Annotated in this window: 13 protein-coding genes; 12 read left to right on the forward strand and 1 reads right to left on the reverse strand. The window is 63.7% G+C overall.

Features of this window, described 5'->3' with window-relative positions:
* Window positions 1-384 (forward strand): integrase core domain-containing protein (locus tag B9A19_RS23485; RefSeq protein WP_176217054.1); only part of this gene is annotated, 384 nt, incomplete at its 5' end.
* 154 nt (window positions 385-538) lie between these two features.
* Here B9A19_RS23485 and B9A19_RS21205 read toward each other — a convergent pair.
* Window positions 539-1,435, reverse strand: a complete 897-nt coding sequence (locus tag B9A19_RS21205; RefSeq protein WP_084093147.1) for a LysR family transcriptional regulator — start codon at window positions 1,433-1,435, stop codon at window positions 539-541.
* Window positions 1,436-1,589: 154 nt separating this feature from the next.
* On the opposite strand from B9A19_RS21205, the gene B9A19_RS21210 reads away from it, so the two are divergent.
* From B9A19_RS21210 to B9A19_RS23385, 11 genes are all read left to right on the forward strand, one after another.
* On the forward strand, window positions 1,590-2,201 hold the full coding sequence (locus tag B9A19_RS21210) for a nitroreductase family protein (protein ID WP_084093148.1): 612 nt from the start codon (window positions 1,590-1,592) through the stop codon (window positions 2,199-2,201).
* A 207-nt stretch (window positions 2,202-2,408) separates the two neighbouring features.
* Window positions 2,409-3,707 carry a glutamate--cysteine ligase gene (gene gshA, locus B9A19_RS21215; protein WP_084093149.1) on the forward strand — a complete coding sequence of 433 codons (1,299 nt, stop codon included), beginning with the start codon at window positions 2,409-2,411 and terminating at the stop codon, window positions 3,705-3,707.
* A 15-nt stretch (window positions 3,708-3,722) separates the two neighbouring features.
* The gene (gshB, locus tag B9A19_RS21220; RefSeq protein WP_084093150.1) at window positions 3,723-4,670 is read left to right on the forward strand and encodes a glutathione synthase; all 948 of its coding nucleotides are present in this window, start codon (window positions 3,723-3,725) and stop codon (window positions 4,668-4,670) included.
* Window positions 4,671-4,739: 69 nt separating this feature from the next.
* Window positions 4,740-5,729, forward strand: coding sequence for an FAD:protein FMN transferase (locus B9A19_RS21225; RefSeq protein ID WP_139799041.1), 990 nt, complete (start codon window positions 4,740-4,742; stop codon window positions 5,727-5,729).
* 126 nt (window positions 5,730-5,855) lie between these two features.
* Window positions 5,856-6,254, forward strand: coding sequence for a PTS sugar transporter subunit IIA (locus tag B9A19_RS21230; protein ID WP_084093152.1), 399 nt, complete (start codon window positions 5,856-5,858; stop codon window positions 6,252-6,254).
* Between the two features lie 14 nt (window positions 6,255-6,268).
* Window positions 6,269-6,541 (forward strand): HPr family phosphocarrier protein, encoded by a 273-nt coding sequence (locus B9A19_RS21235; protein ID WP_084093153.1) that lies wholly within the window; start codon window positions 6,269-6,271, stop codon window positions 6,539-6,541.
* Window positions 6,542-6,621: 80 nt separating this feature from the next.
* Window positions 6,622-8,349: a phosphoenolpyruvate--protein phosphotransferase gene (gene ptsP / locus B9A19_RS21240; RefSeq protein WP_084093154.1), complete on the forward strand. Its 1,728-nt coding sequence runs from the start codon at window positions 6,622-6,624 to the stop codon at window positions 8,347-8,349.
* A gap of 421 nt (window positions 8,350-8,770) precedes the next feature.
* Entirely contained in the window at window positions 8,771-10,429 is a 1,659-nt protein-coding gene (locus tag B9A19_RS21245; RefSeq protein WP_084093155.1) for a tetratricopeptide repeat-containing diguanylate cyclase, read from the forward strand.
* Between the two features lie 8 nt (window positions 10,430-10,437).
* Window positions 10,438-11,541 carry a tetratricopeptide repeat protein gene (locus B9A19_RS21250; RefSeq protein ID WP_176217055.1) on the forward strand — a complete coding sequence of 368 codons (1,104 nt, stop codon included), beginning with the start codon at window positions 10,438-10,440 and terminating at the stop codon, window positions 11,539-11,541.
* 3 nt (window positions 11,542-11,544) lie between these two features.
* The gene (locus B9A19_RS21255; protein WP_084093157.1) at window positions 11,545-12,207 is read left to right on the forward strand and encodes a class I SAM-dependent methyltransferase; all 663 of its coding nucleotides are present in this window, start codon (window positions 11,545-11,547) and stop codon (window positions 12,205-12,207) included.
* Window positions 12,208-12,357: 150 nt separating this feature from the next.
* On the forward strand, window positions 12,358-12,561 hold a 204-nt coding region (locus B9A19_RS23385), incomplete at its 3' end, for a transposase domain-containing protein (RefSeq protein WP_176216858.1).

Here is a 12,561-nt window from a genome sequence, read left to right on the forward strand (position 1 = left end):
ATCGACAACGGCGAGGCGCAGCGGGAATTTGACCGCTGGCGCCTGACATACAACACGGTGCGGCCCCATGAGGCCCTGGGGATGGCGACGCCGATCACACGCTATCGTACGAGTGAGATCGCTTACCCCGAGGTCCTGCCGCAGCCGGAATACCTGGCCAGCGACAAGACCTACAAGGTGGATAAGGCGGCGCTGATTACCTTCCAGGGGCAGCGCTTCAAGATCGGCCGTGCCTTCATTGGCCAACGCATTGGACTACGGCCCACCTTGATGGATGGGGTCTGGACGGTCTGGTTCAGCCGCTTCGAAATTGGGACAATTGACATGCGCACCACAGGTGCTGGGATGACAAGAAGTGTTACCCATGTCCCCGAACACCTGTGACCCATGTCTCCGGTCTATACACGAGGGCGGGGGGCGCGGAATCAAACGGATGAGAGCCGCTGCTTCACCTTTAGCAACCGGTGAGCACCCGGCTTTGCCGGGTGATTGATGCCGGTTTATCCCCGGATGACGGCTGTGGATGCATAACAGGCTCTCAACATGCCAACCAGTCCGGCAGTACTTCAAGCAGGTAATCGACCAAGCTGTGCAGCTTGGGGCGCGGGCGAACGTCCGGCAGGTAGACCAGATTGCATGGCAAGGGTGCCGGCCAGTAGTCCGGCAGCACCGGCAGCAGCGCCCCGGCGGCCAGATCGGCCCGCAGCAACACCAGCGGTTGCCGCGTGATACCCGCCCCTTGCAGCGCCAGTTGCCGCAGCGCCTGACTGTCATTGCAGGCCAGCCTGCTGCGGGTCGGCCACTGATTGCCATCACGGTCAGTAATGCTGGTCCAGCCCTGCCGCTCGCTCCACAAGCGGTGTGTCAGGCAGTGGTGCTCGGCCAGCTCGGCCGGATGCGCCGGCGTACCGTATCTGGCCAGATAATCGGGTGACGCCGCCAGCGCAAGCTGGTGGGGCGGCAACGCTTTGGCCACCAGCCCTTCATCGCGCAGCGGGCCGACGCGCACGGCCAGGTCGAAGTTGTCGCCGATCAGGTCAACCATGCTGTTGCTCAGCAACAGCTCCACCTCCACCTCCGGGTAGCGCGCCAGATACGCGGCCAGGCAAGGCGCAATCACCTGGCTCCCCATCGTGACCGGGGCGCTGACGCGCAACAAACCGCGTGGCTGATGATGCAATGGCTCCAGCGCTGCATCGGCTTGCTGAATCAACTCCAGCACCTGCCGGCAACTGGCGTAGTACTGCTTGCCGGCCTCGGTAATGCTGTGCCGGCGCGTACTGCGTTCGATCAAGCGCAAACCCAGCTGGCTTTCAAGCTGGCGGACATGCTTGCCCACCATGACGGGGGTGATGTCCAGCGTATCTGCAGCAGCACTGAAGCTGCCCGCATCCACCACGGCGGCAAAAACCTGCATGCAGCGCAATTTGTCCACATTACTAACCAATGGTTATGAATGTCGAAATTGTATTCATATTTATTCAAAAACTGTTCGCAATAACAATGTGCGCATCAGCAACCGGGCCTCAACAGTGAGCCCGACCTGCATCAGCAACGGTTTCCATTCCCCATCCGCCAGGAGAGGTCCCATGACCATTCAGCAACTGATCGCACAACGTCGTTCCTGCAACCACTTCGACCCGGACCGCCCGCTGGATGCCGCCAGCCTGCGCTCGCTGGTGGCACTGGCCACCAAGGCCCCCAGTGCCTACAACAGCCAGAACTGGCGCTTCATCGCACTGCAGACGCCGGAGGCCAAGGCACGCCTGCTGCCGCAGGCCTATGGGCAACGCAAGGTCGTGGATGCTTCGGTCACCTTCATCATCTGCGGCCGGCTGGCACCGCACCGCGAGTTGCACCACACGCTGCAGGCCACGGTGGATGCCGGCCTGTTTGACGAAGCACTGCGCCAGAGCATGGTGGACTATGCCACTCAGGGTTATGACAACAATCCACAAGGCCAGCGCGACGAGGCGATCCGTTCTGCCTCGCTGGCCGCAATGACACTGATGCTTGCCGCTGAAGGCATGGGGCTGGCCAGCTGCCCGCTGAGCGGCTTTGATGCCGCCGGGGTGGCGGCAGAATTCGCGCTGGACGCCCACGACGTGCCGGTAATACTGGTCACCGTGGGGCATGACGCCGGTGGCAACTGGCCGCAGAAACCGCGCAAGCCACTGGATACGGTGCTGGCCGTACTCTGAAGCGGCCGTCACACCGCGGCTCTGGCGCCCCTGCCAGACCGGGCTTGAACCTCGCGGCCCGCCGCCCCGGCAGCGGCCGCAATACCATTCCCTTTGCGCAGGCGTGACCAGCACGGCACGCCTGCTGCTGTCCAGCCGTTAACCGGCATTGAATTTGCTGCATCCGCCACCATATGCTGCACTCGTAGAACGCCAACGGAACCGATCATGAGTGTCCCCCACCTGACTACCGCGCTATCCGGCCCCCTGCTCGATCTGGAGCGCAAGATTCTCGACGCCCAATCGGACATCGAGCACTGGTTCCGCAATCAGTGGCAGGAGCACACACCGCCGTTCTATGGCTCGGTGGACCTGCGCAATGCGGGCTACAAGCTGGCGCCGGTGGACATGAACCTCTATCCGGGCGGCTTCAACAACCTGAACCCCGAATTCCATCCACTGGCCGTACAGGCTGCGATGAGCGCGGCGGAAAGCTTCTGTCCGGACGCCCGCCGTCTGTTGCTGATCCCGGAAAACCACACCCGCAACCAGTTTTACCTGCAGAACGTGGCCGCACTGGCGCGCATCCTGCGCCATGCCGGCCTCAAGGTGCGCATCGGCACCGTCAACCCGGATATCACCGAGCCGACCGAATTCGAACTGCCTGATGGCGGCAAACTGCTGCTGGAGCCGGTAGTGCGCCGTGGCAAGCGCCTTGGCCTGCCTGATTTCGACCCCTGCGTGGTACTGCTGAACAACGACCTGTCGGCCGGCGTGCCTGATGCCGTGCGCGATATCGAGCAAACCGTGCTGCCGCCGCTGCACGCTGGCTGGTACATGCGCCGCAAGACCAATCACTTTGCCGCCTATGACAAGGTAGTCAACGAATTCGCCAAACTGATCGGCATCGACCCGTGGGTAATCAACCCCTACTTTGCCAAAGTGGGCGGGCTGGACTTCCACGAGCGCACCGGCGAGGAAAAGCTGGCCGCCACCGTGGACGACATGCTGGCGCGCATCCGCGCCAAATATGCCGAGTACGGCATAAACCAGACGCCGTTCGTCATCGTGAAGGCCGATGCCGGCACCTATGGCATGGGCATCATGAGCGTGAAGTCGGGCGAAGAGCTGATCGGCCTCAACCGCAAGCAGCGCAACAAGATGTCGGTGGTGAAGGAAGGGCTGGAAGTGCACGACGTGATCGTGCAGGAAGGCGTACCGACCTTCGAGAGCATCGACGGCGCGATTGCCGAGCCTGTGGTCTACATGGTAGATCACTTCGTGGTGGGCGGTTTCTACCGCGTACACACCGAACGCGGCATCGACGAGAACCTGAACGCACCCGGCGCCAAGTTCGTGCCGCTGGCGTTTGCCTCGCCGCCCAACACGCCCGAATGCGACGGCAACCCGGATTGCGAAACCAACCGTTTCTACGCCTATGGCGTGATCGCGCGGCTGGCACTGCTGGCCGGCGCGCACGAACTGGAAGCCACCGCCCCGGAACCCGCGCTGGCCATGGCCATCTAAGCCGCTGGAGGCTGCATGAAACTGCTCGTCATTGCCGATCCGCTGGTCAAGTTCAAGATTTACAAGGATTCCACCTACGCCATGCTGGTCGAGGCCAGCCGGCGTGGCTACACCCTCTACACCTGCGAGGCCGACAGCCTGCGCGCAAAGGACGGCGTGGTCGAAGTTCAGGCGCAGTCGTTCGCGCTGAGCGACACGCAGGAATACGGCCAGTGGTTCATCTCCGGCGCGCCGCAAACGCTGGCGCTGCGCGACGTTGACGCGGTGGTGATGCGCAAGGACCCGCCGTTCGATCAGCAGTATCTGTACAACACGCACCTGCTGACCCTGGCCGAGGCGCAGGGCGCACGTGTGTTCAACCCCGGCCGCACGCTGCGCGAGTACAACGAGAAACTCGCCATCCTCAAGCACCCGGAATTCATCGCGCCCACCCTGGTGACGCAGCAGGAAGACGATCTGCGTGCCTTTCTGGCCGAGCACGGCGACATCATCCTCAAGCCGCTGGACGGCATGGGCGGCATGGGCATTTTCCGCGTGCGCAGCGATGACCCGAATGTGGGCAGCATCATCGAAACCCTCACCGCCAACGGTAGCCAGACCATCATGGCGCAGCGCTACCTGCCCGCCATCAAGGAAGGCGACAAGCGCATCCTGCTGATCGACGGCAAGCCGGTGGACTGGTGCCTGGCGCGCATACCCAAGGCGGGTGAAACGCGCGGCAACCTGGCCGCCGGTGGCACCGGCGTAGCCCGCCCGCTGACTGAGCGCGACCGTGCCATCGCCGAAGCGCTTGGCCCCAGGCTGGCCGCCGAAGGGCTGCTATTGGTGGGGCTGGACGTGATCGGCGACAAGGTGACCGAAATCAACGTCACCAGCCCGACCTGCTTCCGCGAAATCACCGCGCAATCGGGCATCGACGTTGCCGCATTGTTCATCGATGCGCTGGAACGCCAGCTTGGCTGAGGGCCAGCCGTGTACCCGACTTCCGCAGTGAGTGCACCGCGCCGCAGCCCGCCCGCCGCGCGGCTTGCGGTGCGTCGTGCATACAGGCGCCCGGGTAGTGCGCTGCGCACCGCGCTGTGTCTGGGCGCCGTGCTGTTGCTGGGCGCCTGCAACCGCGAGCCGCTCTATCAACGCGATGCCCCGGCTTTCGGGCAGCGCATGCAGCTCGCCCTGTGGGGCCTGCAGCCCGACGTGGCCGCACAGCAAGCCGATGCGGTGCTGGCCGAGGTGGCCAGGGCCGAAAGCAAGCTGGGCAACGGCCCCAAATCCGCACTGAGCGCTGCCAATGCCGTACTGGCACGCGGCGAACCCGCCGCACTGGACGACGAACTGCGCGAAGCACTGCAACTGGCGGCCGCGCTGGAGCAGCGCAGCGATGGCCTGTTCACTCCGGCCGGCCCGCGCCGTGCCGTGGCCGCCAGCGATGCCTCGGCGGTCGAAGCCGTGCCGCCGGTCGGCCCGGCCCGGCTGGCCGAGCAGCAATTCGACGGCAACACGCTCAGCGGCGACGTGGCCGGCGCCATCCGGCTGGATGGCTTCAGCCACGGCTGGGCGCTGGACCGCAGTGCCGCCACCTTGCGCCGCCATCGTGCCTTCAACGCGCTGCTGCAGCTGGGCGACGTGGCACTGGCGCAGGGCAAGCGCGGCGAGGCGCCGTGGCGGGTTGCACTGCCCGATCCGTCGGGTGGCACACTGGCCATGCTGGCACTCAAGCCGGGCGAGGCACTGGGTCTGGCCGGCGTCAGCCCGGTGATCGACCCGCGCAGCGGCCAGGCCGCGCACAAGACCAGGCTGACCGTCGTGCTCACCCCGCCATCGCTGCAGGCGGCAACGCTGGCACAGGTGGCCGCGCGCACTGCCTTTATCGGCGGGCGGGAAGAGACCATGCTGTACAGCGGCAACTATGGCAGCCGTGAGGCACTGGTGATTGCCACGGACGGCAGTATTTACGTCACCCCGGGCTTGCAACAACGACTGGAATGGAAGAAAAAACCATCTCATCTATACCGTCTGCGCTGACGCTGTTGCAGTCAGCACAAGGCCAACGCCCCCGGCTGGGAAGGCAGGCCGGATTGCGGTATAACTTCATCAATTCATGATACTCAGGCGTCATCAAGACAACGACGCGAAAGGAAAGCCATCCGCATGGTCGGCATCATCATCGTTACCCACGTATCGCTTGGCGACGCGCTCATGTCGTGTGCTCAGCACATCATGGGACGCCCCCTGTCCAACGTGGCGCAACTGGCCGTGAGCAAGGCAGATGACCCGGACAAGGTTGTCGAACGGGCACGCCAGATGATTGCATCGCTCGACGATGGCAGCGGCGTGCTGCTGTTGACCGACATTTACGGCGGCACCCCGTCCAACGTCGCCAACCGGCTGATCGTGCCGGGCAAGGTCGAGGCCGTGGCCGGCGTCAACCTGCCCATGCTGGTGCGCGCGCTGACCTACTGCCATCAACCGCTGGAAACCGTGGTCAGCAAGGCCATTACCGGTGGTCTGGAAGGCGTGCTTTACATGCTGCCGGGCAGCAACGAATAAAACGGAACCAGGATATGCCCAGTCAAGAAGTCGAAATCGTCAACAAACTCGGTCTGCATGCGCGGGCATCGAGCAAGTTCACCCAGCTGGCCAGCCAGTTCCAGTGCGAGGTGTGGATCAGCCGCAACCAGCGCCGCGTGAATGCCAAATCCATCATGGGTGTGATGATGCTGGCTGCCGGCAAGGGCAGCGTCATCACCATCGACACCAGCAATGGCCCGGATGAGGTCGAGGCGCTGGAAGCGCTGAAAGCACTGGTGGCAGACAAGTTCGGCGAGGGCGAGTAAGCCCCGGCCGGCCCCGGGGCCGGCACAGCAGTCATACATAAAGCGATAAGCCCACAGGGCAACAGGAACGAGGAAGTCGAATGAGTATCTCTCTGCACGGCATCGGTATCGGCGGCGGCATCGCAATCGGCCGCGCGCACCTCGTTTCGCAGGCCGATATCGAAATCGACCATTACATGCTGCACGATGCCGACATCCCGGCCGAGCAGCACCGCTACGATGTGGCCATCCGCCATGCGCGCCAGGAACTGGAGCAGCTGTGGGGCAGCATTCCCGAGAATGCGCCAACCGAGCTGGGCGCCTTTCTCAGCCTGCACATCATGCTGCTCAACGACCACACGCTGTCGCGCGAGCCGCGCGACGTGATCGCCGCGCAGAAATGCAATGCCGAATGGGCGCTGCAGCAGCAACTGGATGTGCTGCTGGCGCAGTTCGACGAAATCGAAGAGGAATACCTGCGCGAGCGCCGTACCGACGTGCTGCAGGTGGCCGAGCGCATTTTCAAGGCATTGGCCGGGCATGATGCGCTGTCGCCGCTGCCAGTACCGCATTCGGGCGATGGCATTCTGGTGGCGCACGATTTGTCGCCGGCCGACATGGTGCTGTTCAAGGACAGTCACTACGTCGCTTTCGTCACCGATGTGGGCGGCCCGACGTCGCACACCGCCATTCTCGCGCGCAGCCTTGATCTGCCGTCGGTACTGGCGCTGCGCCATGCACGCGCGCTGATCCGCGATGGCGAAACCATCATCGTCGATGGCGTGAACGGCACGGTGATTGTCGACCCGGACGAAGCCACGCTGACTGAATACCGCGCCCGCCAGGAACAATGGCAGGTAAAGAAGGATGCGCTGCAGGGCATCCTGAAAAAGAAGGCGGTTACGCGCGACGGCACAGAAATCGAGCTGTTCGCGAATATCGAACTGCCCGAGGACAGCGAGCAGGCGCTGGCCAACGGCGCCAACGGCGTCGGCTTGTTCCGCTCCGAATTCCTGTTCCTGAAAGAAGACGACCTGCCGACCGAGGACGAACAGTTCGAGGCCTACAAGCAGGTGGCGCAGGCCATGGGCAAGAAGCCCACCATCATCCGCACCATAGACCTGGGCAAGGACAAGATCCCCAAGTGGCAGGAAGAGGTGGAAACCCCCAACCCGGCGCTGGGGCTGACCGGCATCCGCCTGTGCCTGGCCGAGCCGCAACTGTTCCGCACCCAGTTGCGCGCGCTGCTGCGCGCATCGGCCTTTGGCAAGATCAAGCTGTTGATTCCCATGCTGTCCAACGTGGGTGAAGTGAAGCAGATCCGCAAGCACCTGAACGAAGTGGCGGCACAGCTCAAGGAAGAAGGTGTGCATTTCGACCAGCAGATCGAGCTGGGTGGCATGATCGAAGTACCGGCCGCAGCGGTGACTGTGGCGTCCTTCCTGGCACAGCTCGATTTCGTCTCGATCGGCACCAATGACCTGATCCAGTACACCCTGGCAGTGGATCGCAACGACGATGCGGTCAACCACCTGTACGACCCGCTGCACCCGGCAGTGATTTCACTGCTGGGCCATGTGATCGACACCGCCAACCGGCTGGAAAAGCCGGTGTCGATGTGCGGCGAAATGGCCGGCGACCCGGCGCTGACCCGCCTGCTGCTGGGGCTGGGACTGCGGCGCTTCTCGATGCTGCCGGCGCAACTGCTCAAGGTAAAACAGCAGGTACTGACCACCGACCTGAGCAAGATACAGCCACTGATCGCCCGCATGCGCGACAGCTACGACACTGAAGAGCTGCGCGAGCTGCTCGGCCAGCTGAACGGCTGACCGTTCGTCGGCTCTCACCAGCTGGCAGGACCACCACTACGGCCCGGATAGCCCGAGAAAGAACGGTGGCATGGTGCTTCAGCCCGGCATCGCCCTTCCGTGCCACTGACGAGCGTCAGCGAGGCCCCTTCGCAGTGGCGGGGGCGGGGGGTGGATTCAAGCGAGAAGAACCGCGGCTTAACTTGCCACCACCGTTGAGAACATGGCTCTGCCGGGTTCTTGATGCCGGCTCGCCCAGTGCAAAGGGCGGCCAGTGCGAACAGGCGCGGGGGCGTCGCACACAAAACCCAGCGCAGCGGTGCTGGCAAGGCGCGCGAAACGCAGACAGTACAAGTGGTACGGCAAGTGAGTGCAACGCAGCCAGCAGGGTTTTGTGTACGACGACACTAGAGCGCTTCCCCACTGTCAGTCAGCAAGCACAATGCCTACAATGGCAGTGACACCGACACTGCCGATGAAAACAGCCACACCCGCCCCTTTCAGCGATATCGAGCGCCTTATCGACGAGGCGCAAGCCTCCTACGCGCCCCGCTGCGAGCAAACGCTGGTGCTGGCGCAGCAGGCGGTCGAGCTTGCACGCAAGGCAGCCTATGCCGAGGGCGAAGCACGTGCCTTGCTGTGGTGGGCCAAGTCCGCCTTCGTACTGTCCGGCTGGCGCGATGCCAAGCCCCTCGTCACCCGCGCCCTCAAGCTGGCGCCGGAGCAAACGGCCGGTGCCTTGCGCGCGCAGTTGCAGCATGTGGTTGCCCAGTGCCACGTCGCGGCTGGCCACCCTGCGCTGGCGCTACAAAGCTGGCTGCAATGCCTGAATGGCGCACTGCAGACCGAATCCGTGGCCACCGTGGTGGAAGCCTGCCTGGGTATAGGCGATCTGTATGTCGTGCACGATGATCGCCAGCAGGCGTTCTACTACCACTCTCTGGCGCATGAGTTCGCGCAGCTGCTGGGCGATGACGACCTGTGCGCCAAGAGCAGCCTGTTCCTCGCCTCAGACCTGATCAAGCTCAAGCGGCTGGATATTGCCAAGAGCGTCCTCTTGGGCACCGAGCAACACCTGATCCTGCCGCTGCGCCGCGACTGGCTGGCCGAGATGTGCAATTACCTGGGTCTGATTTATAGCGAATCGGGCGAGTTCGAGCTGGCCCGCCGGTATCTGGATCGCGCCTACGAGATCAACCTCGAAACAGGCTATTTGTGGGATCAGACCGTGACCTTGTTGTCGCTGGGGCGCATGACGCGCAAGCAGGGCAACGATGCCGAGGCCGAGAACTTCCTCAAGCGCGCGCTGGATGTAGTAATGCGCTTTGGCGCGGCCAACCTCATCATGCAGATCCACGAAGAGCTGTCCAAGCTCTACGAGGCGCGCGGCGACCATGCGCGCGCGGTCATGCACTACATCGGTTTTCACGATCACTACATGCAGATCGCCCGCGAGGGGCTGGCCACGCAGGCCACGCGCAGCTCGGCGCGCCGGCTGGCCAATCTGGAAATCAAGCTGCGGCTGATGTCGTCCGAGCTGGAGGTGCAGCAACTGCGCCAGCAAAGCCAGGCCACCAGCCAGCAGATGAAACAACTGGAAACCGCTGCCTACCGCGACGGGCTGACCGGCATCTACAACCGCCGCACGCTGGATCAACGCCTGCCTGATCTGGTGAAACTGGCGCAGGGCAGCGGCACGCCGCTGGCGATACTGGTGATCGACTTCGATCACTTCAAGCTGATCAACGACAATTTCTCGCACCAGACCGGCGACCGTGTGCTGCAGGAGGGCGCCCTGCTGCTGCAGGAGGGCATACGTGATGCCGACCTCTTGGCCCGCTACGGCGGCGAGGAATTTGCACTGGTCCTGCCCGGCGCCACCCTGCCGGTGGCGGTACAGGTGGCCGAGCGTATCCGCCAGCGGGTGGCCAATTTCGACTGGGACGAGATCGCACCCGGCCTGCGCGTGACGGTCAGCATAGGCTGCGCGCAACTGCGCGCCACCGATACGATCGAATCACTGATCGCGCTAGCCGATCAGGCGCTCTACAGCGCCAAGCGCGGCGGGCGCAACCGCGTGCGTGAAGCAGCGACGGCATGAGGGCGTCCATGGAAAACATCACGCCCACCGAGCTGGCCATGGCCATCGATACGCTGCGCGAGCGCATCGACATGGGCCAGCCGCGCGATGCCGCGCTCGCAAGCGCCGATCAATTGCTGGCGCAGGCGCAAGCGCTGGGCGATGCCGCGCTGGTCGCCCGCACCCAGCGCGAGCGTGCGCGCGCCGCCAGCCTTGGCGGGCGGCCACGCCAGGGCGCGGCCATCATGCAGGAGGCCATTCGCCTGTTGCAGCGCGAGAACCGCCAGGATCTGCTGGCCTGGGCGCACAACGAGCAGGCCGAGATGCATTACCACGCGGGCGACTATCACCAGGCCCTCGATGCCTGGCTGCGCTGCCTGGAACTGGCCGGCGAGCGTGATGAACGCCAGTTCTGCGCGCTGGCCTATATCGGCATCGGCAAGGTGTATTACGCGTTTGATGACTATGCGAACGCGCTGCATTTCCACCGCGCCGCCGAGCAGATTGCCCGGCCGCTGGATCAGCCGCTACTGAGTTGCGGTATCCAGATCAATATTGCCGGCGACGCCTATCGCATGCATGACCACGCCACGGCCATGACCGCGCTGGGTGCTGCCGAGGCATGGCTCGACCAGGGCATCGTGCGCCCGGTCTGGCGCGCGGAAATCGTTTACTACTACGGCTTGATCCATTTCGAGCAAGGCGATCTGGAGCACGCGGAACGCTTCCTGAACGATGCCTACCGCATTTACCGCGATACCAACAACCAGTGGGGCGAGGGGCGCGTGCTGCTGCACTTGGGCCGCACCTACCAGAAACTGGGGCGCCCCAAGGCCGCGCTGGAATGTCTGCAGACCGCCAACCAGATCGGCGAGAGCGCCAATCTGGCACAATTGCGCCTGCAAACCGAGGAGTTGCTGTCACAGTTGTTCCTTGACGTCGGTGACTATCGCCAGGCCTTGGTCCACCACAAGCGCCTGCATGATGCGGTCACGTCGCGCGAACTCAAGCAAGGCGCGCTGCGCCTGCCCAAACAGGTCGTGCAGCAGCTGCGCCAGGTCGACCTGCAACTGCAGCTTGAACGTGTGCGCCTGCAGCAACTGGCCATCCACCCCTCACAACACAATACCTAGTTCATGACCCGTACTACCCTGCCGCTGGACGGTCCCCTGGCCGACTACTGGCTGAGCATTTCGCGCGAACCCGCAGCCATGATCCAATTGCGCACCGCCACCCAAGACCACAGACTGGGCAAGATGCAACTGGCACCCGAGCAAGGGCTGCTGCTGATGTTCCTGCTGCGGCTGATCGGCGCACAGCGCTATCTGGAAGTCGGCACCTTTACCGGCTACAGCGCGCTGGCTGCGGCGCTGGCCATGGGCGAAACCGGCCGGGTGACCGCCTGCGACGTCAGCGACACCTTCACCCGCGTGGCGCGCGAGCACTGGCAGGCGGCCGGGGTGGCCGAACGCATCGCGCTGATCCTGCAACCGGCCCTGCGCACCATGGATGATTTGCTGGCGCACGGTGCGGCAGGCAGCTACGACTGCGTATTCGTCGATGCCGACAAGCCGCCCTACCCCGAATATTACGAGCGTGCACTGCAATTGTTGCGGCCGGGCGGGCTGGTCATCCTCGACAACATGCTGCAGGGCGGCAGTGTGGCCACCGCACAAGATGACGAAGCCCCCGGCATCCGCATCGTGCGCGAACTGAACGAGCAGCTGCGCGATGATGAACGCGTCGAGCATTGCATGCTGCCGCTGGGCGATGGCATGACCTTGCTGCGCAAGCGGTAAGCGCCCGTGATGCATGCGGGGGCGGCTATCTGTGGATGACCGGCATCAACACCCCCAACAAAAAACCCGGCATGGCCTAATGCCAGTCAGTTAAGCGCTAGCCGCTGGTATTGAGTTAAAAAGAGGACGTGATTCACGCCCTCTTTTTACATGACCCCCCTGCACCACGAACTCGCACATACCCTGAGCCGGATCCCCACCAATCTGGATCGACTCAGTACGCTGATCGACCCCGACTGGATCGAACAAGCCCTCTCATCGTCCGGTAAAGCCTCAATCCGCAGGCGCAAGCTGCCAGCTGAACATGTGGTCTGGCTCGTCATCGGCCTTGCCCTGTTTCGTAATCTGCCCATC

Origin of the sequence: Andreprevotia lacus DSM 23236 (assembly GCF_900176275.1) — a bacterium.
Taxonomy (GTDB): domain Bacteria; phylum Pseudomonadota; class Gammaproteobacteria; order Burkholderiales; family Chitinibacteraceae; genus Andreprevotia; species Andreprevotia lacus.